The organism is Pseudomonas salmasensis (assembly GCF_014268375.2).
GTDB classification, from domain to species: Bacteria; Pseudomonadota; Gammaproteobacteria; order Pseudomonadales; family Pseudomonadaceae; genus Aquipseudomonas; species Aquipseudomonas salmasensis.
In genome coordinates, this window is sequence record NZ_CP077083.1 from 173,201 (window position 1) to 198,042 (window position 24,842).

Consider the following 24,842-nt stretch of genomic DNA (forward strand, 5'->3'; position numbering starts at 1 on the left):
AGGAACTCCAATCGTCAGTGAGGTTGAAAAACTGCTGATCAGTAGGGGACAGTTCAATCACGGCGAATGCTCCGCCTTTAATGTGAAGATTGCGTCATGCTCGCGCGATACTGCCGCGTACGCCGCGCGATAAACCACTGGTCACACACCAATGCCAGCCAGGGCGCGACGTTGGGGTTGGGCAGGCGGCCGCGGCTCAGGCGGCGCATCTGGTTGCGCACCACGGCGAGGGTGGCGAGGGCGGCCAGGGGTTTGCGTTTCCATTCCATGGGCTTGAGTTGTGGGTTGAGGTCGCGACCTTCACGCCACTGCTTGATCAGCTGTGGCTCCAGGGTCAGGGCGGTGGCGATGCCGGCCATGGCGATGCCGCTGTCCAGTACCTGCTGGACCACCGGCAAACGGCGAATACCTCCGGTCACCATCAGCGGCATGTTGGCGACAGTTGCCATTTCCCTGGCGAAATCCAGAAAGTACGCTTCACGGGACAGGGTGCGCCCGTCTCGGGCCTCGCCTTGCATGGCCGGTGCTTCATAGCTGCCGCCGGACAATTCAAGCAAATCGATCGGCAGTGTATTGAGCATCTCCACCACAGCGCGCGCATCGGTCTCATCGAAGCCGCCGCGCTGGAAGTCTGCCGAGTTGAGCTTTACCGACACACAAAACCCAGGGCTGACGCTGGCTCGCACGGCGCGGATGACCTCCAGCAGCAGGCGGGCGCGGTTTTCCAAGGAGCCGCCCCAACGGTCGGTGCGATGGTTGCTCAAGGGTGAGAGGAACTGGCTCAACAAATAGCCATGGGCGCCGTGGATCTGCACCCCGGTGAACCCGGCTTGCTCGGCCAGGCGCGCACTGGTGGCGAAGCGTTTGATGACGTCCTGGATGTCGTCTTCGGTCATGGCCTTGGGGGTGGCGAACATCTTGGAAAAACTGCCCACATCCAGCGCAATGGCGGACGGTGCCAACGCTTGTTGACCCAGGTTGGCCATGGTCTGGCGGCCCGGGTGGCTGAGCTGTACCCAGAAGTGCACACCTTTGGCCCGGGCTACGTCGGCCCATTCACGAAAACTGGCCAGGTGTTGCTCGTTTTCCAGCGCGACACCACCAGGGCCGGTCATGGCGCGGCGGTCGATCATCACGTTACCGGTCAACAGCAAGCCGGGCTCGCCGTCGGCCCAGGTCTTGTACAGCTGCTTCAATGCTTTGGACGGTGCCTGATGCAAGTCCGCCATGTTCTCTTCCATCGCGGCCTTGGCGATGCGGTTGGCGATGACTTGGCCGTTAGGCAGTTGCAGGGGGGTGAAGGGTGACATGGGTTAACTCCTGAGCAGGGGAGGCCTCAGGCTAAGCTTAAAGTTAACTTTAATGTCAAGCGGCAGTCGATCACACAGGATTGACTGGCGACGGAACTGTAGGAGCGAGGGGGACGCCTAGTTCTTGCTCGCGAAGAACGCGAGGACAACGCGTTCATTCAGGATGTCAGCGTTATCGTTCAGGTTTTTCGCGAGCAAGCTCGCTCCTACAGGGACAAGGTGTTAGCGGCGGCGGAACAGCGGCAGGGGTTCATCGGTGGCCGCTTGATAGGTCACCGAGAAATCCTTGAGGCTTTCCAGTGCTTCGTACGGGTCTTTGTCCGCGCGCAAGGCGAAGGCATCGAACCCGCAGCGGCGCAGGTAGAACAGCTGGTCACGCAGCACATCGCCAATGGCACGCAGCTCACCCTTGTAACCATAACGGTCACGCAGCAGGCGCGCGTTTGAGTAGTTGCGCCCGTCGGTGAAGGCCGGGAAGTTCAGGGCGATGACCTGGAAGTGCTGCACGTCATCGCCGATTTCTTCGGCTTCTTCATCGGCGTCCAACCACACACCCAAACCGCCATCACGGGCCTTGAGGGCGTGGCCGTGCTCGCGCCACAAGGCCAGCGGCACGATCAGGTCGTCGCAGTTGGAGATGCCGTCGAAGCTCGCGTCCTTGGGCAGCAGGTGCCAGGTTTCGTCGACGACTGCGTTGTTCTTAATGATTCGCTGCATAGACGCGCTCCTTGAACAGGTCGATGCCGATGCGCTGGTAGGTGTCGATGAAACGCTCATCTTCGGTACGCTGTTCGATGTATACGTCGATCAGCTTGCCGATCACCTCAGGCATGGCTTCCTGGGCAAACGACGGGCCGAGGATCTTGCCCAGGCTCGCATCGCGGCTGGCGCTGCCACCCAGGGACACTTGGTAGAATTCTTCGCCTTTTTTGTCCACGCCCAGGATGCCGATGTGGCCGACGTGGTGGTGACCACAGGCGTTCATGCAACCGGAGATGTTCAGGTCCAGCTCGCCGATGTCGAACAGGTAGTCCAGGTCGTCAAAACGGCGCTGGATCGACTCGGCAATCGGGATCGACTTGGCGTTGGCCAGGGAGCAGAAGTCGCCGCCCGGGCAGCAGATGATGTCGGTCAAAAGGCCGATGTTCGGCGTGGCAAACCCGCCTTCGCGCAGTTCGCCCCACAGGGTGAACAGTTGGCTCTGTTCAACGTCTGCAAGAATGATGTTCTGCTCGTGGGAGGTGCGCAGTTGGCCGAAGCTGTAGCGCTCGGCCAGGTCGGCGACCGCGTCCAGCTGCTTGTCGGTGATGTCGCCTGGCGCCACGCCGGTGGGCTTGAGCGACAGGGTCACTGCCACGTAGCCGGGCTTCTTGTGCGCCAGGGTGTTGCGGGTGCGCCAGCGGGCGAAGCCTGGGTGTTGCTGGTCGAGTGCAGCCAGCTCGGCGTCCTGATTGCTCAGGGCCTTGTACTCAGGGTCGACGAAATGCTTGGCGACGCGGTGCACCTCGGCTTCGGTCAGGGTGGTCTGGCCGCCGCGCAGGTGTTCCATTTCGGCATCGACTTTCTGGGCAAACACCTCAGGGGTCAGCGCCTTGACCAGGATCTTGATCCGGGCCTTGTACTTGTTGTCGCGACGGCCATAGCGGTTGTAGACCCGCAGGATGGCGTCGAGGTAGCTCAACAGGTCCTGCCACGGCAGGAACTCGTTGATGAACGCGCCGACCACCGGGGTACGGCCCAGGCCACCACCGACCAATACACGAAAGCCCAGCTCACCGGCGGCGTTGTACACCGGCTCCAGGCCGATGTCGTGCACTTCGATGGCCGCACGGTCCGAGGTCGAGCCATTGATGGCGATCTTGAACTTGCGCGGCAGGTAGGCGAATTCAGGGTGGAAGGTGGTCCACTGGCGCACGATCTCGCACCATGGCCGTGGGTCGATCAGCTCATCGGCGGCAACGCCGGCAAATTGGTCGGTGGTCACGTTGCGCAGGCAGTTACCGCTGGTCTGAATGGCGTGCATCTGCACGGTGGCCAGTTCAGCCAGGATATCCGGCACATCTTCCAGGGCCGGCCAGTTGAACTGCACGTTCTGGCGGGTGCTGATGTGGGCATAGCCTTTGTCGAAGTCGCGGGCAATCTTGGCCATCATGCGCGTCTGGCGCGACGTCAGTTGGCCATAGGGCACGGCCACCCGCAGCATCGGCGCAAAGCGCTGCACATAAAGGCCATTTTGCAGGCGCAGAGGGCGGAACTCTTCTTCGCTCAGTTCACCTGCTAAGTAGCGTCGGGTCTGATCACGGAACTGCTTGACGCGGTCCTCGATGATGCGCTGATCGTATTCGTCGTATACGTACATATAGGTCCTGTTCTCGGCAAATCTGCGCGCACGGCCGCGCACTCCCAACGGAGCCGGCGCACGATAACAGTTTGCGTATATGCGCAAAAGTGATGTTTGGGTATATGTAAATAACCAAACTGACTAATGAGAACCGTTATCGACATACCCACATTTGTCATAGGGGCAAGCGTGGTCTTTACTGTGATCGAGTCTTAGTGCAGTCACCTATAAAACCGACAAGAGGCGATGCGATGAGCAATTCCACCAAAGCCCGTAAACCCGACAGTACCGTGGACGCCTGGGCGATTTTGTTCCTGATCATTCTGGTAGTAGGGACCGCTGTGTTCTGGGTCAGCCACCAGTAAAGCAGCACGTTGATTGAGCCTCGATTGAATATCTAATTGCCACTATCATGGCGATCTATATTCAAGGTTCAGGCAACCATGTTGAAGGTTCTGATGGCGTGTGCGTGGCTGCTGGGGGCGGCGTACGGGGCAACCGCTCAGGCTGCGTCGGTGGTGTTTCTCAACCCTGGCTTGTCTTCGGAAACCTTCTGGGTCAGTTATGCGCAATTCATGCAGGCCGGCGCCAAGGACCTCGGCCTGGATTTGCGTGTGCGCTATTCCGAGCGTGACAACCAGGTCACCCTGGCCCATGCGCGGGAGGCACTGCTGGGCGCTGAGCGGCCCGATTACCTGGTGCTGGTCAATGAACAGTACGTCGGCCCGCAGATCATGCGCATGGCCCATGGCAGCGGGGTGAAGTTACTGGTCGTCAGCAGCGCGCTGACGCCCGACCAGGTGCAGCTACTGGATGCCTACAACAATACCGGCTTGATCGGCACGATGGTTGCCGACGACGAGCAGGCGGGCTACCTGATGCTCACCGACTTGTTGCGCCAGCACGGCCCGGTCGCCCCGGGGACGACCCTTGACCTGCTGGCGTTTTCCGGCGTCAAGACTACGCCGGTCGCGCAGTTGCGCGTGCAGGGCTTGCAGCGTGCCCTGGCCGAACACCCCGAAGTGCGGCTGCGCCAGTTGGTCTATGGTGAGTGGAGCCGCCAGCGCGCATTCGAGCAGGCCAGCCAACTGTTCAAGCGCTACCCGCAGACCGCCCTGGTCTGGTCGGCCAACGACGAAATGGCACTGGGTGCCATGCAGGCCTTGCAAGACAGTGGGCGAGTACCCGGCAAGGACGTGTTGTTCAGTGCCGCCAACAGCTCACCGCAGATCCTGGCGGCGCGCATTGATGGGCGCCTGAGTACCCTGGTGGCGGGGCATTTCACCCTGGGCGGTTGGGCAATGGTGCTGATCCATGATGATGCCAAGGGCGTCGACATCGGCGCCCGCGGTGGCCGCAACCGTCAGGAAACCATGTTCCAACTGATCGATGCTGCCCAGGCACGACGCCTGTTGGGCCCCATGTCATCGGTGGATTTTCGCGCGCTGTCAGCGCTGGGCAAACCTGCCTCCTACCGTTACCCGTTCAGCCTGCAACTGTTGCTGCGTTAAACCCCGGCCAGGTGCAGCACCAGCTTGACGATGCCAAACAGGGTCAAGGCAAACACCGCCGTGAACAGGATGCCCAGCAGCACAAAGTGGCTGGGCTTGCCGTGGGTAAAGTCACGTGCACGGTTCTTGCCGCTCTGCACGCCAAAGGCTGCGGCCATGACGCTGTGCAGCATTTGCCAGAACGTTGGCGGTTTATTGTCGATTGGATCGTCCATAAGCCCCTCGCGAGTGCAGTCATCCCCCTAGAGAATAGATCAACACGCCTACAAAGTGCTTTACCCCCGCTCACATGTGCAAGTCGATAAACCGTTTCGGAGTCGGCGGTCACATCCACGCCTCCTTTCCCTTGAGACAGCCGTCACATATGCACCACTTGGCATGACGGCTGGCATGGTGTTCTGGCACTCCATTTCAAAGGAGTGACACGATGGCCGATGTAACCCAACCTTCCACGCCTGTTGCGACGCAGAGCGTGCACGGCGACTTCCTCGAACGCGCCAGCCCCGCATGGCTGATCGAGGCCACACCTGCACGCAAGCAAGCGCTCAAGGACGCTGCCACGCCGCTGCCTGCCTGGCTCGAAAAAGCCTCGCCCGAGCAACGCAAGGCGTTGGCGACCAGCTTTTTGGCCAGCTTCACCGCACAGAACCAGCTGGACAAAACCATGGCCAGCTTCCAGGACATCGACGCCTTCGCCAGGCCCTTGCTGCTCAAGGCGTTGAAGGACCAGTATCAGGTTGAGGTAGACGTCGACAAAACCCTGCTATGCCTGCGCCGGCCGCTGGCGGTGGGCATTATCGAAGTCGAGGTGGCGGACTTCCAATTCCTGAAGCTGTCGATGCTGGAGGCGGCACTGCACAACTTCGAAGCCTACGAGTGCAAGGAAGGGGCGTACCACAAGACCTCGGGATTCATGGAGGCGACCAGCACCCCCGGCACTTACCATTCGGTGACCCTCAACCTCAAGGTCAGCCAGTTCCTCAGCCTGTGCCGCAGCCTGGATATCGGCGCCAAATACCAAGCGTATCTGCAGTCGTTTTTTTACCCTGAGGAGGGCGCTGCACAAGTCACCCTGCGCGAGCACTTCATTGCCAGCCAGAAGGCTGCATTGAAGGCCGCCGCCGAGCAGGCCGTGTTGACTGGAGACATCCAGCCCGCCGACCAGCGCATGATCCTCTCGGTGATCGAGGGCGAAATTCACCCGTGGATGGGCGACAAGCCAGTGTGGTTCAGGACCCTGGGCCTGATGAAACTCAGGATGACCGGCTGCATGGTGTTCTTGATCTGCAAGAAATACACCTACCCCGATGAGCTGATCATTTACATCCCCCAGGACCCGGTGCATCCGCTCAAACGCTACACCTGGGCGCAAATGGAAAAGGAGTTCAAGCGCCTGTTTACCGAGCGCGATGCTGGCAAACGCGCCGATCCAGCCCCGACGCCTTACCAGGCGTTCTTCCGCCGGTTCGTGCCCTACGCCAAAAGGGCCTATTACTTCAGCCAGTTCACCCGCAAGGCCGCTGACTCACCCACGGACATCTGGCGCTCGCCGTGGAAGAAACTCCTGGATTTCACCACGCCGCACATCATCACCGGTATCAAGGAGTTGCCACCCGAAGCCCCCGCCAAATTGGAGCCCAATAACGACCCGTACCTCGCGCCTTCAACCCGAACCCGAGCCGGCAAAGGCATCTGGGCGGCGAACATCGACCCCTGGAAGTACTTCTATGAGCAACACCGCGAGCAACTGATCGCCGACGCCCGCGCCCATGCAGTGCCCGCCGCAGACGTGGATGCCAAGGCGCGTGACGCCAAGCTCGCGCACCTGCTGGAGGTCGGCATGCTTGGGCTGAACATGGCCTCGATGTTCGTGCCGGTGCTGGGGGAGGTGATGATGGGCGTAATGGCCGGGCAATTGCTCTATGAGACATTGGAAGGTGCGGTCGAGTGGGGCGAAGGTGACTTGCAAGCGGCCAAGGCACACCTCATCGACGTTGCCGAGAACCTCGCGCAGATCGCGGTAATGGCCGGCGTGGGCGCTGTGGTCAGCTGGCGGGCGGCCAAGACGGAGCCTGTGATCGAAGCGTTGAATGAGGTAACGCTGCCCGATGGCCGAACCCGGTTGTGGCGGGCCAGCCTGGAACGTTATGCCAGCCCAGTGGTGCTGGAGCATAAGCTGAGCCCCAATGCCCTGGGCCAATATGTGAAAGAGGGCAAGACCTATATCCGGCTCGGTGCCCAGGCTTATGAGCAGACCTTCGACCCGTCGTTGCAGAAATGGCGGATCAAGCACCCGAGCGATCCTGAGGCTTACCAGCCGATCCTTGAACATAACGGCCACGGAGCCTGGCAACACACGTTGGAGCGCCCGCTGGAATGGGATCGCCTCACGCTGTTACGGCGCCTCGGGCATGCCACCGAAGGCTTCACTGACGAGGCGTTGCTCAAGCTGGCGGATATCAGCGGTGTCAGCGACAACACCCTGCGCAAGGTGCACGTTGAGCGCACGGCCGCGCCGCCCGAGTTGCTGGAGGCGATGCGCTTGTTCAAGGCGGACACCGCCGCCACCGAGGTGATCTTGCAACTTGAGGGCACCAAACCGATTGATGAGCTGTACCTGTATGCACTGCCGTTGATTGTGGAAATGCCCCGATGGCCCCAGGGCCGGGCGCTTGAAATCGTCGACGGCCCGGCCTTGACGGCCAAGCCGGTCAAGTATGGCGCCGGGCGTTCGCGCATTGGCGAGACCATCAAGGTCCGGCGTGAGCATATCCTGGGCGGCGAGCTGCCCGAGCGTATTTTGCAGGCTCTGGATGAGTTAGAACGTGTGCAACTGCTTGGCCCTGAGGCTGCGCGGGTTCGCGAGGCGCGCACAATGGAGTTCAACAAGCAGCTTGCCGACCATGCCCGGCAGCGCAAGCCGGCAATTTTCGACAGTATTTACGCCGGTACCGAAGCAGTGGACCCGCGTGTGCGAAGGCTGCAGCGTAATTGCCCGGGGCTCAGTGAGTCGGCGGCGCACGCCGTGCTCGAACACGCCCAGGCTGATGAGCTGGCCGTGTTCGACAGCGCGACGCGTGTGCCCTTGAACATGCTGGAGGAGGCGCGCTGGTATGCCCGCCAAGGGCGCCTGGTGCGTGCCTATGCCGGCTTGCGCCGCGAAGCCATTGCCACGGCGGACACGCGCCGGCTGGCGCTGCATACCCTGCAGACATTGCCGGGCTGGCCGTCAACGCTACGCCTGCAAGTGCGTGATGGCCGTGTCGACGGTGCGTTGCTCGACAGCATCGGGCCCGAGACTGCGAGCGAGAAAAAGTACCTGGTCAAACAGGGGCCTGCCTACCAAGCCTTCGATGAGCGCGGTGAAGCCCTCAATAGCCTGCCCAGCCATGGCGATAATTTTTTCGCCTCGCTGATGCATGCCTTGCCTGATGAGGCGCGCCAGAGTCTGGGCGTGCCGCAGGTGAGCCAGCATGCTGCGCTGCAGGCAAAAATCATCGAACAGGCCGATGCCTATCGCATGCAGGCAGTAGAGTGGCTGGAACCCAAGACCCGCTGGTTCAAGCCGCCGGTGCGTGTCAACGGCGTACTCAAGGGCTATTACGCCAGTGGGCGCGTGCCGGACCAGCGTCAAGCGGTTATCCGCGAAGTGCGCAAGATCTACCCGGATTTGACCGAGGCCCAGGTCGATGACTTTATCCTTGAGCTGCGGCAGGCGGGCAACGACGTCCGTGCGATTGCCGCTCGACTCAGGGCATTGTTTGAAGAATACCGCCAGATGCAGGCCGCCCTGGATGACTGGATCAGTCGCGCAGCGCCGGCCGAGCGCCATTACCACCTGTTGGCTGCGCAGGCCCTCAAGCGCAGTTGGCGCCAGGCCGTGCTGGCCGGCAAGGTGCCCGGCGCAGAGGTATTGTCGCTGAATCTGGAAACGCCGCTGCCGCCCCTGACCGCCAACTTTTCCCATGTGCGCGAGTTGAACGTCAGTGGAGGCGCCTTGCATGACGGCAATATCGACGAATTCCTGCGCTATTTCCCCACGCTTGAAAACCTGTCCATCGAAGCCACTCAGGGCCTGCGCGCTGAGCGCATACCCCGTCCGCTGCTGACCAACGTGCCGGCATCGCTGGCGCGCCTGGAAGGGCTCAAGCACCTGAGGCTGACCTTGAGGGCGTCTGAGCTGGCGGAGCAGTTTCCCGCCAGGCTGGCAACATTGACCGGCCTTGAGCGTTTGGAGATCGGCTACTTTGGCTATCAGAGCGCGCGCCTCGACAGCCTGGACCTTCTACCGCTGAGCCAGCTCAAAACGCTGAGAGTCGTTGCGCCCAATGTGACGTTGCAATGGCCAGCCTATGTCCAGCAACTGCCGCTGCTGGAGCGCCTGGACCTGGCGCAAACCACCGTGCTCAAGCTCCCGGACAGCCTCTACACCGGGTATGAGCGGCTGTGGCGCGGGCTGTCGCTGGACTGGTCGCAATTGAGCTATGAAGCGTTCAAACCGGCCTACGAACACGTCAAGAATTACGCGGGCACCTCGGGTCCACACCTGGTGAATCTGGATGAAATGGTCAGAGGTTTCGCCGAGGGAGAACTGGCGTTACTGATGGGCGAAAAGACGCTCGCCGAGCGAGTGACCAACGCGCTCATGAGCACCTGGAAGACCCCGCAAACACGCATGAATGCGCTCCAGGCGCTGCGCGAAGAACACCTGGGTATCTTCAAACAGTTCTATCAGCCGTCCACGCTCCCGGGCATCAGGCATAAGTTTCGGGTAGAGCGCTGGGGAGCAGGGTACAACGCGCGAATTTTGACCGCGCTTGAAAAAAGCTGGAGCTGGGCCGTGCGTAAGCGCTACGGGGTCAAGCTCGACGAGGAGATCAGGGGGCAGGTCGATGCCTTTGATGGTTCGGTGTTCGAGCTGCCAGCCTTTGACTTGGCCACCGCTGCCGAACTGAGCAGCGAGAAAATTCACGAGTTGCCGGTGTTGCCCGCCGGTACTTTTTCCCATGTGAAAATCCTGAAACTGAGCTGGCTGGAGAACGTACCCGCCGATCAGCTCAAAGGCTTCATCCACGCGTTTGGCGGCGTAGAGCAGCTGGAAGTGCGTTACAGCCACCTCAGTGACGTGCCTGTCGCCACCGACGTGCTGCCGTCTCTGACCCACCTGAACCTGTCCGATAACCATATCGTGGTGACCCCAGCGGTGCAGGCTCAATTTGATGGGATGAAGAATCTGCAAGTGTTGAACCTGCGGTACAACCGGCTGGGGCGTTTGAATGTCAGCGCGATGGCAAAACTGACCGCCTTGAATCTGCGCGAAACGCGGTTGCAGGCATGGCCGGCCGGCGCCGAAAACCTCGCGCAGTTAGCCTGCCTGGACATACGTGACAATGCGTTGACCAGTGTTGCCCCAGAAGCCCTCAGCCATCCGGATATGCTGCTGCGTACTGAACTGGCGGGTAACCCGCTGAGCACGCAAGGTGAGGCGGCATTGAAGGCGGCGCGCAACCGCATCGAGCGGCAGAGGGGGCTGCCTGAGGGGGCATTGAGCCGTTTTGCCCTGGCTCAAGAGCACTGGCCATTTCCACCTACCGAGACGGCCGCGTCGTTGTCACGGTATTTATTGACTTGGCGGGAGCTACCTGAAGACCCTGGGTACCCCCAGAGTTTCGTCGTGCGCTTGCGCCGTATGAACGCCAGGCTGGACGATGAACAAGGAGCGGCAAGGATCGAGCAGTTGCGCCAAGCCGGCCTGAGCGACACCCAACTCGATACGCTGCTCAGTCAATGGCAGCAGAGCTTTGAGGCTCTTACGCGAACCTTGAACGGCTGGGTATTCAGTCGGGAAATACGGATTGCCGATGGCGACACCGTCGCGTTTACCCGTACGCGAGCGGCAGAGTCTATCCGCTTTTCCTGGCAGCAAGGCGTGACGGCGGGACGCACCGGGGAGGCGGGGGGCACACTGAGCCTGAAGGGGCTGCAGACCGGCGATCTGCCCGCGCTCAACATGGCCTTCGAGCATATCCGCACACTCGATTTAACCGGCGTCAGGCTGACGGCCCAAGGCAGTAACGGGTTCCTGGGCGCTTTCACGCGGGCAAACCGTTTGATACTCAGCGCCAACCAACTGTCAGTACTGCCCGATGCGGTCGCAGGCATGGCGCAACTTGAACGGTTGGAACTGGCCTCCAACCTGTTCACACAGGCACCCACGCTGCCAACCCAGGTGGGCACCGAGCACCTGCGCTCGCTGGACATGAGCCACAACGACCTGGAAGCGTTCGATGCCAGCGCGTTCAGCCGCCTTGAGGTGCTGGACCTGAGCTACAACAGCCTTTCAACATGGCCTGAGGGGGTATTGGCCGCCCCGCGCCTGACCCGCTTGGACCTGAGTGGCAACCTGTTAACCAACGTGCCGCCCAGCCTGCTCAGTGGCGCCCATGACGCGTTGGTGGCAGGCACTGACTTGTCGGGTAACCACACCTTGACGCCGGATGCGCGAGAGGCTCTGTACCGTTACGCCGACACGCACCAACTGACTGAATTGATGGGGTTCCAACGGGCCGAGCTTGACCGCTGGCACCGGCGCTTTGAGGCGGGTGCCGACACTGATTTAGACGCCAGTTCCGAAACCGATTCGAGCTCCGATTCAGACCCGGACGGTGATGAAGGGGCAGTCGTCGAGCCCGTGGAGGCGCTGCCCGAACCGCAGCTCACTGTCGCTCCGGCGTCGCTGGAGCCCTGGCTGGAGGGTTCCAACCCTGGGCAGATAACGCAGCGCACGGCGCTGTGGGACCACCTGGCGCAAGCCCCTGACCACGACCGGTTTTTCTGGTTGATGTCGAGCCTGCGCCTGACCTCGGAGTTCAACTTCAACCGCGCCAGCCTTACACAGCGGGTGTGGGAGGTGATCGAGGCCGCCACCGCAAATGCGGAGTTGCGCGGCCTGTTGTTCGTCGAAGCCGAAACCCATGGCACCTGTATCGACGGGCGTATCCTCACCTTCAGTCAGATGGAGGTACGTGTATTCGAATACCGCGCCTTGCACGGCATCCCGCGGCAAAGGCCTGATCTTCGAGGGCGAGCGCTGCTGGATTTATCGCGGCAGTTGTTCCGGCTCGACCGGGTTGATCAATTGGCCGAAGCGTCGGCCACCGGCCTGGACCGGGCCGAGGAGCGCTTGAGGCATCGCATCGGCTTGACCCGTGGCTGGCCCGACGGTTTGGAGTTGCCAGGGCAACCGGAGTACATGGCGTATGGCCGCCCGATCGAGGGCGCACGGCGCGCGCAGATCCAGGCCAATATCATCGCGCAGGAAGGTTCCGATGCGTTCATCGAGTACTTGGTGGCCCAGGATCATTGGGCTCGGTACCTGCAGGAGCGCTACCCCGAACAATTCGATGCGCTGAACAAGGAGCTTGCACAGAAGTATGAAGCACTGGAGGACGAGCACGCCGAACGCGGCGATGATGAAAGCCAGCGTCGCTATGAAGAAGCGCTGACTCGGCTGGAGGTGGAGCGTGCGACCGCGCGTAACCTGAAGTTGATGCAGCTGTCGCGTATGGAGATACAACGCCTGGCCAGCATCCGCTGAGAACTAATGTAGGAGCGAGCTAGCTCGCGAAAAACGTGAACGATACCGCGTGCCTGCTGAATGAGCGCGGCGCCTGTAAGTTTTTCGCGAGCAAGCTCGCTCCTACAATAAGCCTTTTCAGTTGTCGTAACCCAGGTTCGGCGCCAGCCAGCGTTCGGTCACGGCCAGGTCCTGGCCTTTGCGAGCCGTGTAGCTGGTGACCTGGTCCTTGTCGATCTTGCCCACGGCAAAATATTGCGCCTGCGGGTGGGCGAAGTACCAGCCACTGACCGCCGCCGCCGGGAACATCGCGTAGTGCTCGGTAAGGAACACCCCGCTGCGCCCGGCCTGCATTTCGCGGGCCTCGGGGTCGAGCAGTTGGAACAACTGGGCTTTCTCTGTGTGGTCCGGGCACGCCGGGTAGCCGGGGGCAGGGCGGATGCCGCTGTATTGCTCTTTGATCAGCGCCTCGTTGTCCAGTTGCTCGTCCTTGGCGTAACCCCAATGCTCTTTACGTACCTGCTGGTGCAGCCATTCGGCGCAGGCTTCGGCCAGGCGGTCGGCCAGGGCCTTGACCATGATCGAGTTGTAGTCGTCGCCCGCGTCTTGGTAGGCCTTGGCGACTTCTTCGGCACCGATGCCGGCGGTGGTGATGAAACCACCAATGTAGTCGGTCACGCCGCTGTCTTTAGGCGCGACGAAGTCAGCCAGGGAGAAATTCGGCTTGCCGTCGGTCTTGATGATCTGCTGGCGCAGGTGATGCAACCGGGCAATCGGCTGGCCGTCGTCACCGTAGACTTCCAGGTCATCGTCCTGCACCTGGTTGGTCGGCCAGAAACCGAACACGGCGCGGGCGCTGATGAGCTTTTCGTCGATCAGCTTCTTGAGCATGGCCTGGGCGTCGGCGTACAGCGCGGTAGCGGCTTCGCCTACCACTTCATCGGTGAGGATGCGCGGGAATTTGCCGGCCAGGTCCCAGGAGATAAAGAACGGTGTCCAGTCGATGTACTCGGCCAACACGTTGAGGTCGATATTGTCCAGCACCTTGGCGCCGGTAAAGGTCGGCACCACTGGCGTGTAGCCGCTCCAGTCAAACTGCGGCTTCTTGGCGATGGCTGCCGCGTAGCTCAGGCGCTCGGTACGTGCGCTGCGGTTGGAGGTGCGCTCACGCACGTCGATGTATTCCAGGCGGGTTTTCTCGACGAAGCCAGCCTTCAGTTCCTTGGACAGTAACTGCGTGGCCACACCCACGGCGCGGGAGGCGTCGGTGACGTAGATCACCGCGTCATTGCTGTACTTGGGCTCGATCTTCACCGCTGTGTGTGCCTTGGAGGTGGTGGCGCCACCGATCATCAGCGGCAGATGGAAGTCCTGGCGCTGCATCTCGCGGGCCACGTGCACCATTTCGTCCAGGGACGGCGTGATCAGGCCGGACAGGCCAATGATGTCGCACTTCTGCTCCTTGGCCACTTGCAGGATCTTCTCCGCCGGCACCATCACGCCCAGGTCGACAATGTCATAGCCGTTGCAACCGAGCACCACGCCGACGATGTTCTTGCCGATGTCATGCACGTCGCCCTTGACCGTGGCCATGAGGATCTTGCCTTTGGCTTCGGGCTTGTCGCCTTTTTCCAGCTCGATGAACGGGATCAAGTGCGCCACCGCCTGCTTCATCACGCGGGCGGATTTCACCACCTGGGGCAGGAACATCTTGCCGGCGCCAAACAGGTCGCCGACGATGTTCATGCCCGACATCAGCGGGCCTTCGATCACTTCGATCGGGCGCGCAAACGACAGGCGCGATTCCTCGGTGTCTTCGACGATGTGCGTAGTGATGCCCTTGACCAACGCGTGCTCCAGGCGCTTGTTGACCTCCCAGCCACGCCATTCCTCTGTCTCGGCTTCCTTGACGCTGCCGTCGCCCTTGTACTTGTCGGCAATCGCCAGCAGGGCGTCGGTGCCTTCCGGCGTGCGGTTGAGTACTACGTCTTCGACGGCGTCACGCAGCTCGGCGGGGATCTGGTCGTAGATCTCCAGTTGGCCGGCGTTGACGATGCCCATGGTCAGGCCCGCGCGAATCGCATGCAGCAGGAACACCGAGTGGATCGCCTCGCGCACCGGGTTGTTGCCACGGAACGAGAACGACACGTTGGACACGCCACCGGAGGTCAGCGCATACGGCAGTTCGTCACGGATATAGGCACAGGCGTTGATGAAGTCGACGGCGTAGTTGTTGTGCTCTTCGATACCGGTGGCGACCGCGAAGATGTTCGGGTCGAAGATGATGTCTTCCGGTGGGAAGCCGACTTCGTTGACCAGGATGTCGTAGGAGCGTTTGCAGATTTCTTTCTTGCGCGCTTCGGTGTCGGCCTGGCCGGCTTCGTCGAACGCCATCACCACCACCGCCGCGCCGTAGCGCTTGCACAGCTTGGCGTGGTGGATGAACTGCTCCACGCCTTCCTTCATGCTGATGGAGTTGACGATGCCCTTGCCCTGGATGCACTTGAGGCCGGCTTCGATCACCTCCCACTTGGAGGAGTCGATCATGATCGGCACGCGGGAGATGTCCGGCTCGCCGGCGATCAGATTGAGGAAGGTCACCATGGCCTTCTTCGAATCCAGCATGCCTTCGTCCATGTTGATGTCGATCACCTGGGCGCCGGCTTCCACCTGCTGCAGGGCAACTTCAAGGGCTTCGGTGTAGTTGTCTTCACGGATCAGCCGGGCGAACTTGGCCGAGCCGGTGATGTTGGTGCGCTCGCCGACGTTGACGAACAACGAGCTGCGGTCGATGGTGAACGGCTCCAGGCCCGACAGGCGGCAGGCCTTGGGAATGTCCGGGATCGGGCGCGGTGCATACCCGGCCACGGCCTTGGCGATGGCTTCGATATGCCCAGGCGTGGTACCGCAGCAACCACCGACGATGTTCAGGAAGCCGCTTTGGGCAAACTCTTCAATGACTTTGGCGGTTTGCGACGGCAGTTCGTCGTACTCGCCGAATTCGTTGGGCAGGCCAGCGTTGGGGTGTGCCGACACATGGGTGTTGGCCTTGTTCGACAACTCTTCCAGGTAGGGGCGCAGTTCGCTGGCGCCCAGGGCGCAGTTCAAGCCCACCGAGATCGGCTTGGCGTGGGCCACGGAGTTCCAGAACGCTTCGGTGGTCTGCCCCGACAGGGTACGGCCGGAGGCATCGGTGATGGTGCCGGAAATCATGATCGGCAGCTCGATACCCAGGGCTTCGAACACGCCTTGCACGGCGAAGATCGCGGCCTTGGCGTTGAGGGTGTCGAAGATGGTTTCGATCAGGATCAGGTCGGCGCCGCCTTCGATCAGGCCTTGGGTGGCCTCGGTGTAGTTTTCCACCAGTTCATCGAAGGTCACGTTGCGGTAGCCGGGGTTGTTCACGTCTGGCGACAGCGAGCAGGTGCGGCTGGTCGGGCCCAGCACGCCGGCCACGAAACGCGGCTTGGCCGGGTTTTCGTGGGTCTTGGCGTCGGCGACTTTGCGCGCCAGGCGCGCGCCTTCCACGTTCAGTTCATAGGCCAGCTCTTCCATGCCGTAGTCGGCCATGGAGATGCGCGTGGCGTTGAAGGTGTTGGTTTCCAGAATGTCGGCGCCGGCGTCCAGGTACGCCTTCTCGATGCCGCCAATCACGTCGGGACGGGTGAGCACCAGCAGGTCGTTGTTGCCCTTGACGTCGCTCGGCCAATCGGCGAAGCGTTTGCCACGGTAGTCCTGTTCCTCGAGCTTATAGCTCTGGATCATCGTGCCCATGCCACCGTCCAGGATCAGGATACGTTCCTTGAGGGCGTGGTGAAGGGCTTGCAGACGAACGCTTCGGTCGGACATGGGACTACTCTGGTCAGGCATTTCGGAGGGCGTGAATCATAACAAACCTGCGGGCTTTTGGAGCATGTAGAGGTTTTGCATGAATATCGCTCATGTTGCTGGGGGGCATGGCCCGGTAGAATCACGCCACTTCAAACACCGCATGCCTTGAATCGGGACCGGATACATGTCACTTCGTTTAATCGTCAGCGCCGTCCTGGCCTTGATTGCCAGCAGCGCTCAGGCGGAAGGTCCCGCTTCGGCGATTTCCTACACCCGCGACATCCAACCGATCTTTACGCAAAAGTGCGTGGCCTGCCATGCCTGCTATGACTCCGCGTGCCAGCTCAACCTGGGCAGCGCCGAGGGCGCAGCGCGGGGCGCAAGCAAGATGCCGGTGTATGACGGCGAGCGCAGCCAGGCCACGCCAACGACGCGTTTGTTTTATGACGCATTCGGTAAGCAGGCGTGGCAGCAGAAGGGCTTCTATTCGGTATTGGACGCCCAGGGCAGCCAGGCTGCGCTGATGGCGCGCATGCTGGAGCTGGGGCACAACGCGCCGCTGGCGCCCAATGCCAAGCTGCCCGAGAACATTGTGCTGGGGCTCAACCGTGAAAATATGTGCGCGACGCCTGGCGAGTTCAATGCCTATGCCGGTGCTCACCCCAAGGAAGGCATGCCGCTGGCCGTCACAGGCCTGACCGACCAGCAATACCAGACCCTGCAACGCTGGCTGGCCTCCGGCGCGCCGATTGACGAGCAGGGCCTGGCACCGAGCGCCAGGGAAGCCTTGCAAGTGCAGCAGTGGGAAAACCTGTTCAACCAGCCGGGCGCCCGGGAAAGCCTGGTGGCGCGCTGGCTGTTCGAGCATTTGTTTCTGGCGCATATCTATTTCGAGAACGGCGAGCCGGGGCATTACTTCCAGTGGGTGCGTTCGCGCACGCCCAGTGGCCAGCCGATTGACCTGATCGCCACCCGTCGCCCCAACGACGACCCAGGCACCCAGGTGTATTACCGCCTGTGGCCGGTGCAGGGCGTGATCGTGCATAAAACCCACATCACTTATCCGTTCAGTGCCCAGAAGATGGCGCGGATCAAGGCGCTGTTCTACGGCGGCGACTGGCAGGTCACAGCCTTGCCAGGCTACGGCCCTGGCAGCCGCGCCAACCCGTTCGCGACATTCGAAGCGATCCCGGCCAAAGCGCGCTACCAATTCATGCTCGATAACGCCGAGTACTTCGTGCGTACCTTCATTCGCGGGCCGGTGTGCCGTGGGCAGATCGCAACGGATGTGATCCGCGATAACTTCTGGACGCTGCTCCAGGACCCCGACCACGACCTGTACATCACCGATGCGCGTTATCGCGGCCAGGCCACGCCGTTGCTGGCCATGCCTGGGCAAAATGACGACGTGGGCAGCGTGCTGAGCCTGTGGCTGGCGTATCGCGACAAGCGCAACCAGTACGAAGCCCTGCGCCGTGACAACTACGCAGACCTGCCGGCGCCGAGCTGGTCGACATTGTGGGCGGGCAATGACAACGCCTTGCTGAGCATTTTCCGTCATTTCGACAGCGCCTCGGTGACCAAGGGCCTGATTGGCGAGGTCCCGCAGACGATGTGGCTGTTCGACTACCCACTGCTGGAACGCACCTATTACCAGTTGGCGGTGAATTTCGATGTGTTTGGCAACGTCTCGCACCAGGCCCAGACCCGCCTGTATTTCGACCTGATCCGCAACGGCGCCGAGCAGAACTTCCTGCGCTTGATGCCAGCGGATACCCGCGAAGACTTCATGGACGACTGGTACCAGAACAGCGGCAAGCTCAAGCTGTGGCTGGACTACGAAGCGATTGACGATGACAAGGCCAGTGGTTTGCACCTGAGCGAAAAGGACCCCAAGCGTGACTTCGCCAACCAGTTGCTGAACCGCTACGGCCCTTTGAATGCCAGCCTCGACCCGATCAACCGCTGCAGCGGCGCGTTTTGCTCGCGCGACGGCATCGACCCGGCCTTGCAGGATGCCGAGCAAGCCCTGAGCCGCCTGACCTCACGCCCGGCGGCAGGGCTCAAGGTGATCGAGCAATTGCCCGAAGCCACGATGCTGCGCATCGAAACCGCCAGCGGCAAGCGCGAGGTCTACAGCCTGCTGCGCAACCGTGCCCACAGTAACGTGGCGTTCCTGCTGGGTGAGGCGTATCGCTATCAGCCGGGCCTGGATACGGTGACCATTTACCCTGGCGTGCTCAGCAGCTACCCCAACTTCATGTTCAACATTCCAGCCCGGCAAGTGCCTGAGTTTGTCGCGCTGATGGAGCAAGCCAAGGACGCCAAGAGCTTCGAGAAGATCGTCGACCGCTGGGGTGTACGTCGCAGTCACCCGCTGTTCTGGCAGTACTTCCATGACTTGTCGCGGTACATCCACGAAACCACGCCGGTGGAAGAGGGCGTATTGGACATGAACCGCTATGAGAACCTATAACTACCGCTATTGATCCGGTCATTTCTCCATGCGGGGGCTGAAGCAGTCGGATATCTGGCGATAGACTGGAAAAGGTACTCCGACGATGTTGATTTCAGTGCAGGCGCTACGTGCCTTGGCGGCGTGGATGGTGGTGGGCCACCATTTCATGCAGCTGTTTTTCGACTTTGAAGCCCACAACGCGCTGGAGTATGTACTCGCCGACAAAGGCGGTATCGGGGTGGATATATTTTTTGTGATCAGCGGCCTGGTGATTTTCCTGGCGAGCGCTGACAAGGCACTGACCCCCTGGCGTTTCATGCTGATGCGCGTGGCCAGGATCGCTCCGGCGTATTGGTTCTACACTTTGCTCTTGGCCGTGCTGGTACTGGCGGTACCCTCGATGTTTCCAGAGGTGCGACTGGAACTAAGCCACGTGCTTCTGTCGTTGTTCTTTGTGCCGGCGCAGAACCCCGGTGGGTTCGGCATCTATCCCCTGTTGGATGTGGGGTGGACATTGAACTTCGAGATGCTGTTTTACGTGCTGTTCGCCTGTGCCTTGCTGGTTCACCGGGACTATCGGCTAGGGGTGGTAGCCGTGCTGTTGTACCTGGTGTGCGGCCTTATCGGGCCGGCCTTCGACCTGGCCGGTGGTTTTTACCGCGATGACATTGTCATCGAGTTTCTGATGGGCATTGGGATTGGCATGCTGTATCGCCGCGGCCTGTGTCGGGCCAAGCCGTGGCTGCCGTTATTGGGGATCATGGTTGCGCTGGCGGCGATCTATCACGGCGCCGACGTTCCGCGCGCGTTGGAGTGGGGCGTGCCCAGTGCATTATTGGTCATCAGTTGCGTGACATTGGAGCCCTACTTCAAAGGTTCCCAGGTATTGAAGATGCTCGGCGATTGCTCTTATTCGGTGTACTTGATCCATGTGCTGGTACTGGTCGCCGGGCGGTGGGTTGTCGAGCGAACGGGTCTAGATCCCTACGCAGTCCTGGCGGTTTGCATCGTACTGATCCTGGTGGGCGGCTATGGCAGCTACCAATGGTTGGAGAAGGGAACCTATCGCACGCTCAAGCGTTGGTGGGGCATTGAGGGCCCGGAAATAATTTCCCGACAAAAATACTAGGACTTTGTACCTCTGTAATGATTTGGCGTAAACTGCGGGCAAGCCTGTGAGGAGTTTCCATGACTGCCATAACCATTACCGACGCCGCCCACGATTACCTGGCTGACCTGCTGTCCAAGCAGAACACCCCAGGTATCGGCATCCGCGTCTTTATCACCCAGCCCGGCACCCAATACGCCGAGACGTGCATTGCCTACTGCAAGCCCGGCGAAGAGAAGCCTGAAGACACCGCCCTGGGGCTCAAAAGCTTCACCGCGTATATCGATGCCTTCAGCGAAGCCTTCCTGGACGACGCCGTGGTCGATTACGCCACCGACCGTATGGGCGGCCAGTTGACCATCAAGGCGCCCAACGCCAAGGTGCCGAATGTCAACGCCGACAGCCCGGTCAATGAGCGCATCAACTATTACCTGCAAACCGAGATCAACCCGGGGCTGGCCAGTCATGGCGGCCAGGTGAGCCTGATCGACGTGGTGGATGACGGTATCGCCGTACTGAAGTTCGGCGGCGGTTGCCAGGGCTGTGGCCAGGCGGACGTGACCTTGCGTGAGGGCATCGAGCGCACGCTGCTGGAACGTATTCCTGAACTCAAGGGCGTACGAGATGTGACTGACCACACGCAGAAAGAAAACGCCTACTACTGAGCAAGGTGTTCACTGCGAACATAAAAAACGGCGCCCCGTGAGCGCCGTTTTTTATGCTTGAAATTCATAGCCTTGCGAGCTGCCTCGCCTTTTCTGTAGGAGCGAGCTTGCTCGCGAAAAACGTCAACGATAACGCGCGCTTACTGAATGAACGCGGCGCCTGGAAGTTTTTCGCGAGCAAGCTCGCTCCTACAAACAGCCTTACACGTTGTTGTTCGCATTTCAGGGTCGATAGAGGTGCGCATGCCCTGCGCGGTACAACGATGACTCGCTGAAACTGTCACTGGCCAACACCCGGCCCACCACAATCAATGCCGTACGCCGAAACCCCTTCGTCGCGACTTTCTGGGCAATGTCACTCAGCGTACCCACCACCCACTCCTGATCCGGCCAGGTCGCCCGGTGTACCACGGCAATCGGGCAGTCCGTGCCGTAGTGCGGTAGCAGCTCGGCGACGATCTTTTCCAGATGATTGACCCCCAGATGAATCGCCATGGTGGTGCCATGCTGCGCCAGGCTATCGAAGTCTTCACCGGCGGGCATGCTGGTTTTATCGGCGTAACGGGTCAGGATCACGCTCTGGGCGATGTCCGGCAGGGTCAGTTCAGCCTCCAATAAAGCCGCGCACGCCGCGACCGCCGTGACCCCAGGAATGATCTGGAAAGGGATGCCCAGTTCACGTAAATGGCGGATCTGTTCGCCAATTGCCCCATACAGGCTGGGGTCGCCGGAGTGCACCCGCGCCACGTCCTGGCCTTGGGCATGAGCGGTCTTGATCAGCTCAATGATCTGCTCCAGGTGCAATTCGGCGCTGTTGACCACCTGCTGCGCTTGATGACCTTCCAGTACGGCGGCGGGCACCAGCGAGCCGGCGTAGATGATCACCGGGCAGCTGCGGATCAGCCGCTGACCCTTGACGGTGATCAATTCCGGGTCGCCGGGGCCGGCGCCGATGAAGTAGACGGTCATGGAAAAGTCCTGTTCAAAACGGGTGAGCATGAACTTGGCTCATGCTCAAGAGCGGCAATTATCGGGATTTTAGCCCGCGCAGGCCAATGCAAGGGTGGCCTGTGCGCTTTTCTTGCGGGTGATCAGCAGGCGCGCGGGGCCATTAGACAGGTGCTCGGCCAAGGCCAGGGCGGCGCTTTCGGCCACGCCGTAACAGCCGGTGTGGGCAAAAGCCGGCGCCGAGCGATGGCTCAGCCGATGCTCATAGCCCGCCAGTTGCTCGACGCTGAAGCACTGCAAGGGCAGGTTCAACCGCTGGGCCAGGGCCAGCAGCCCAGGTTCATCGCGTTTGCGGTCAATGCTTGCCAACGCAGTCACGCGTGAGCGCTCAATGCCGGCCTCGGCCAGGGTACTGTCCAGCAACGCCAGCAGGCTGTGAACCTCACAGCCGCGCTGGCAGCCAAGCCCTACAATCAGGATCATGCCGAGTATTGATCGTCGCGGTTGCGGCGGAACAACCAGGCGCTGATCAGGCCCAGGGCCAGCCAGAAGGCGACGTTGGTCAATTGCGAGGCGATCTTGAACTGCGCTTCGAGCGCCTCCGGGGCCAGCATCGAATGCACTTGCGGTTGCGGCGCGCCGATGAAGTGGGGCACGGCAAGAATCGCCAGCCCAAGCCCTTTCAACAGCCAGTTGCGACCGAACACGATCAGCGCCAGGCCGGCGGCGGTGGAGGCTGCGGTGCCGATCCACCAGGTCTGGCGCAGTGTCAGGTCGGCGGCCGCTGTACCGGGCAGTTCCGGTGGCAGGCCCAGGGTGGGTGCCAGTACAAAGGTCGCGTAGCCGGCCAAGCCCCAGAGCAGGCCTTGGGCGGTACGGGTCGGCGCGCGCAGCGTATAGAGGCCGGCGAGCATCAGGGCAAAGCCTACGGCCACCACCAGGTTGCCTCCAGTGGTGGACAGCACACGCTGCCAGCCATCTTCGGGCTCCCAGGCTTGGGCATCGTGGCTGTGTGCAGCAGCGCCAGCGGCGTGCTCATGCACCACTTCGGCCGCTGGTGGGGCTTTTTCGAAGCTTTCTGCCTGCAGAATCAGCGGGGCGACCCAGAAGCTTTGCAACAGAGTCAGCAACAAGGCCGCCAAAAGCCCAGTGAAACCTGCGGTTTGCGCAATACGCTTGATCATGTCGGCAGCTCTCAATGGCACGGGAACGCAGCGCTGTGGCGGGTATCGTGGGCGGCGTTGTGCACCGCCTCGATATGCGAGAACCCGGCGAAATACACCAGGCACGCGCCCAGGATCGACGCGCCGATGGCGGCGGTCAGTCGTTGGCTGAGGGTGGCGGTGCTAGTGGCGGAGTGCGAAGTGCTGCTGATGATCGACATGGCGCGTCCCTTTCAGGTGTCAGGGTGGAAACGAGCGCATGAAAACCCCGCGCGCCAGGCACGCAGGGTTCTGAACAGCGCCCGCCCACCGCGGGTTTGTTATCTGAATTTTTCGGGCCGGTCTCCGGGCTTGCGAGGGGCGGCTCTTTAAAGAGTCCTCCTGAAAGCATCGCCTTCCCATGCAAAAGCACAGTGGCTGTGACGCTTCGCTCGCTTACCGTTGCGGGGGCAGCACCGGACTGGTCATAGGACTATGACGCACCGGTTTCCCGTTTCACCCTGTGAAGGGCACCCGAAACAAGAGGTGTAGGAGAGCATGGGCCGGGGACGGTAGTCAAATGCTGCAAGCCCCTGTAGCCTTGCACCCTCGAGGTTCTTCGGCCCAGGCCGAAGCTAAGAAGGGAACGCGGTTCAAGCCGCGGCTGCCCCCGCAACTGTGAAGGGTTCAGTTGACTGCCACGCCACTGCCGATACGGCGGGAAGGCGCAGTCAGCGTTGGTCGCAAGGCCTGCACACCCCAAGCCAGGAGACCTGCCTCGCGACTGATTTTCCAATTCAACCGGGCGGGGTGATCCGGTGACGAAATCCGCTGCTGCGCGCCGCCGCAGGGCCTGTCGTCCCGTATGCCCGCCCCAAAGGGCATCCGATGAAAACACTGGCCAAACTTCCCGTCACCATCGTTACCGGCTTCCTCGGCTCGGGCAAAACCACGCTGTTGCGCCATATGCTCGACAACGCTCAGGGCCGCCGCATTGCAGTGATCGTCAACGAGTTCGGCGAGCTGGGCATTGACGGTGAAATTCTCAAGCAGTGTTCTATCGGTTGCACCGAAGAAGAAGCCAATGGTCGCGTCTACGAGCTGGCCAACGGTTGCCTGTGCTGCACCGTGCAGGAAGAGTTCTTCCCGGTGATGCGTGAACTGGTCGCCCGTCGCGGTGACCTGGACCATATCCTCATCGAAACTTCAGGCCTGGCCCTGCCCAAGCCGTTGGTGCAAGCCTTCCAGTGGCCGGAAATCCGCAGCGCCTGCACCGTTGACGCGGTGATCACCGTGGTCGACAGCCCGGCCGTGGCCGCCGGCACCTTTGCCGCCTTCCCGGACCAGGTCGACGCCCAGCGCAAACTTGACCCCAACCTGGACCACGAATCGCCGTTGCACGAGCTGTTCGCCGACCAGTTGGCCAGCGCCGACCTGGTGATCCTCAACAAAACCGACCTGATCAGCGCCCAAGACCTGGCGCGTGTGCGCCTGGAAGTCGCCGAAGAACTGCCGCCGGCAGTGAAGATCATCGAAGCCAGCAGCGGTCGCCTGCCTCTGGACGTGCTGATCGGCCTGGGCGCCGGTTCCGAGGCGCATATCGACGCGCGTCACAGCCATCACGACCATCACCATGAAGGTGAAGACGACCACGATCACGATGCCTTCGACTCCATCTCCATCGACCTGCCCCAAGCCGATGAAGCGCTGTTGCTCGACGCCCTGACCCAATTGGTGGTGCAGCACGGCATCCTGCGTGTGAAAGGTTTCGCCGCGATCCCCAACAAACCGATGCGCCTGCTGATCCAGGGCGTGGGCACGCGCTTTGACAAGCACTTCGACCGTGCCTGGGGCGCTGATGAAGCACGCACCACGCGCCTGGTGCTGATCGGTCAGGAGCTGGACGCCGTGGGCCTTGAAGCGCAATTGCGCGCTGCCCTCAGCGTTTAACC

General features: G+C 61.3%; 15 protein-coding genes and 2 riboswitches. Of the genes, 6 read left to right on the forward strand and 9 right to left on the reverse strand.

The features are described 5' to 3' along the window. Positions 1 to 77: 77 nt before the first annotated feature. From HU731_RS00725 to HU731_RS00735, 3 genes are all read right to left on the reverse strand, one after another. Positions 78 to 1,310, reverse strand: coding sequence for an NADH:flavin oxidoreductase/NADH oxidase family protein (locus tag HU731_RS00725; RefSeq protein ID WP_186606612.1), 1,233 nt, complete (start codon positions 1,308 to 1,310; stop codon positions 78 to 80). 222 nt (positions 1,311 to 1,532) lie between these two features. Next, positions 1,533 to 2,027, reverse strand: coding sequence for a DUF934 domain-containing protein (locus tag HU731_RS00730; RefSeq protein ID WP_044273390.1), 495 nt, complete (start codon positions 2,025 to 2,027; stop codon positions 1,533 to 1,535). Next, positions 2,011 to 3,669, reverse strand: coding sequence for a nitrite/sulfite reductase (locus HU731_RS00735; protein ID WP_003190712.1), 1,659 nt, complete (start codon positions 3,667 to 3,669; stop codon positions 2,011 to 2,013). Before HU731_RS00735 ends, HU731_RS00730 begins: the two co-directional genes overlap by 17 nt. A gap of 425 nt (positions 3,670 to 4,094) precedes the next feature. On the opposite strand from HU731_RS00735, the gene HU731_RS00740 reads away from it, so the two are divergent. Continuing rightward, a complete protein-coding gene (locus tag HU731_RS00740; RefSeq protein WP_186606613.1) occupies positions 4,095 to 5,162 on the forward strand; it encodes an ABC transporter substrate-binding protein in 1,068 nt (355 codons plus the stop codon). On the opposite strand, the gene HU731_RS00745 is transcribed toward HU731_RS00740, so the two are convergent. After that, on the reverse strand, positions 5,159 to 5,377 hold the full coding sequence (locus HU731_RS00745; RefSeq protein WP_032892193.1) for a DUF2970 domain-containing protein: 219 nt from the start codon (positions 5,375 to 5,377) through the stop codon (positions 5,159 to 5,161). The two genes, HU731_RS00740 and HU731_RS00745, sit on opposite strands and share 4 nt — an antisense overlap. Positions 5,378 to 5,589: 212 nt before the next feature. Here HU731_RS00745 and HU731_RS00750 point away from each other — a divergent pair, with 212 nt between their 5' ends. Next, on the forward strand, positions 5,590 to 12,759 hold the full coding sequence (locus HU731_RS00750; RefSeq protein ID WP_186606614.1) for an NEL-type E3 ubiquitin ligase domain-containing protein: 7,170 nt from the start codon (positions 5,590 to 5,592) through the stop codon (positions 12,757 to 12,759). Between the two features lie 117 nt (positions 12,760 to 12,876). Here the strand turns inward: HU731_RS00750 and metH are convergent, their stop codons facing one another. Then, positions 12,877 to 16,587 carry a methionine synthase gene (metH, locus tag HU731_RS00755; RefSeq protein ID WP_186606615.1) on the reverse strand — a complete coding sequence of 1,237 codons (3,711 nt, stop codon included), beginning with the start codon at positions 16,585 to 16,587 and terminating at the stop codon, positions 12,877 to 12,879. A 166-nt stretch (positions 16,588 to 16,753) separates the two neighbouring features. On the opposite strand from metH, the gene HU731_RS00760 reads away from it, so the two are divergent. The 3 genes from HU731_RS00760 (at position 16,754) to nfuA (ending at position 20,800) form a co-directional block, all read left to right on the forward strand. Beyond that, the gene (locus HU731_RS00760; RefSeq protein WP_186606616.1) at positions 16,754 to 19,045 is read left to right on the forward strand and encodes a fatty acid cis/trans isomerase; all 2,292 of its coding nucleotides are present in this window, start codon (positions 16,754 to 16,756) and stop codon (positions 19,043 to 19,045) included. 85 nt (positions 19,046 to 19,130) lie between these two features. Then, positions 19,131 to 20,156, forward strand: a complete 1,026-nt coding sequence (locus HU731_RS00765; protein ID WP_186606617.1) for an acyltransferase family protein — start codon at positions 19,131 to 19,133, stop codon at positions 20,154 to 20,156. Between the two features lie 59 nt (positions 20,157 to 20,215). Continuing rightward, positions 20,216 to 20,800 carry a Fe-S biogenesis protein NfuA gene (nfuA, locus tag HU731_RS00770; RefSeq protein ID WP_003190728.1) on the forward strand — a complete coding sequence of 195 codons (585 nt, stop codon included), beginning with the start codon at positions 20,216 to 20,218 and terminating at the stop codon, positions 20,798 to 20,800. A 222-nt stretch (positions 20,801 to 21,022) separates the two neighbouring features. Here the strand turns inward: nfuA and cobM are convergent, their stop codons facing one another. The 4 genes from cobM to HU731_RS00790 form a co-directional block, all read right to left on the reverse strand. After that, positions 21,023 to 21,769 carry a precorrin-4 C(11)-methyltransferase gene (gene cobM, locus HU731_RS00775; RefSeq protein WP_186606710.1) on the reverse strand — a complete coding sequence of 249 codons (747 nt, stop codon included), beginning with the start codon at positions 21,767 to 21,769 and terminating at the stop codon, positions 21,023 to 21,025. A 69-nt stretch (positions 21,770 to 21,838) separates the two neighbouring features. After that, positions 21,839 to 22,231 carry a cobalamin biosynthesis protein gene (locus HU731_RS00780; RefSeq protein WP_186606618.1) on the reverse strand — a complete coding sequence of 131 codons (393 nt, stop codon included), beginning with the start codon at positions 22,229 to 22,231 and terminating at the stop codon, positions 21,839 to 21,841. Next, positions 22,228 to 22,932, reverse strand: coding sequence for a CbtA family protein (locus tag HU731_RS00785; protein ID WP_186606619.1), 705 nt, complete (start codon positions 22,930 to 22,932; stop codon positions 22,228 to 22,230). Before HU731_RS00785 ends, HU731_RS00780 begins: the two co-directional genes overlap by 4 nt. A gap of 11 nt (positions 22,933 to 22,943) precedes the next feature. Further along, complete coding sequence (locus HU731_RS00790) at positions 22,944 to 23,132, reverse strand: CbtB domain-containing protein (protein ID WP_032892180.1); 189 nt, start codon at positions 23,130 to 23,132, stop codon at positions 22,944 to 22,946. Positions 23,133 to 23,230: 98 nt separating this feature from the next. After that, positions 23,231 to 23,443: riboswitch (cobalamin riboswitch) on the reverse strand. A gap of 42 nt (positions 23,444 to 23,485) precedes the next feature. Beyond that, positions 23,486 to 23,685: riboswitch (cobalamin riboswitch) on the forward strand. Between the two features lie 93 nt (positions 23,686 to 23,778). On the opposite strand from HU731_RS00790, the gene cobW reads away from it, so the two are divergent. After that, positions 23,779 to 24,840, forward strand: coding sequence for a cobalamin biosynthesis protein CobW (gene cobW / locus HU731_RS00795; RefSeq protein WP_225931555.1), 1,062 nt, complete (start codon positions 23,779 to 23,781; stop codon positions 24,838 to 24,840). Positions 24,841 to 24,842 lie beyond the last annotated feature (2 nt).

Coding starts and splice junctions, on each gene's coding strand:
- HU731_RS00725 (WP_186606612.1), bottom strand. CDS start 1,310: ATGTCACCCTTCACCCCCCTGCAACTGCCTAACGGCCAAGTCATCGCC.
- HU731_RS00730 (WP_044273390.1), bottom strand. CDS start 2,027: ATGCAGCGAATCATTAAGAACAACGCAGTCGTCGACGAAACCTGGCAC.
- HU731_RS00735 (WP_003190712.1), bottom strand. CDS start 3,669: ATGTACGTATACGACGAATACGATCAGCGCATCATCGAGGACCGCGTC.
- HU731_RS00740 (WP_186606613.1), top strand. CDS start 4,095: ATGTTGAAGGTTCTGATGGCGTGTGCGTGGCTGCTGGGGGCGGCGTAC.
- HU731_RS00745 (WP_032892193.1), bottom strand. CDS start 5,377: ATGGACGATCCAATCGACAATAAACCGCCAACGTTCTGGCAAATGCTG.
- HU731_RS00750 (WP_186606614.1), top strand. CDS start 5,590: ATGGCCGATGTAACCCAACCTTCCACGCCTGTTGCGACGCAGAGCGTG.
- metH (WP_186606615.1), bottom strand. CDS start 16,587: ATGTCCGACCGAAGCGTTCGTCTGCAAGCCCTTCACCACGCCCTCAAG.
- HU731_RS00760 (WP_186606616.1), top strand. CDS start 16,754: ATGTCACTTCGTTTAATCGTCAGCGCCGTCCTGGCCTTGATTGCCAGC.
- HU731_RS00765 (WP_186606617.1), top strand. CDS start 19,131: ATGTTGATTTCAGTGCAGGCGCTACGTGCCTTGGCGGCGTGGATGGTG.
- nfuA (WP_003190728.1), top strand. CDS start 20,216: ATGACTGCCATAACCATTACCGACGCCGCCCACGATTACCTGGCTGAC.
- cobM (WP_186606710.1), bottom strand. CDS start 21,769: ATGACCGTCTACTTCATCGGCGCCGGCCCCGGCGACCCGGAATTGATC.
- HU731_RS00780 (WP_186606618.1), bottom strand. CDS start 22,231: ATGATCCTGATTGTAGGGCTTGGCTGCCAGCGCGGCTGTGAGGTTCAC.
- HU731_RS00785 (WP_186606619.1), bottom strand. CDS start 22,932: ATGATCAAGCGTATTGCGCAAACCGCAGGTTTCACTGGGCTTTTGGCG.
- HU731_RS00790 (WP_032892180.1), bottom strand. CDS start 23,132: ATGTCGATCATCAGCAGCACTTCGCACTCCGCCACTAGCACCGCCACC.
- cobW (WP_225931555.1), top strand. CDS start 23,779: ATGAAAACACTGGCCAAACTTCCCGTCACCATCGTTACCGGCTTCCTC.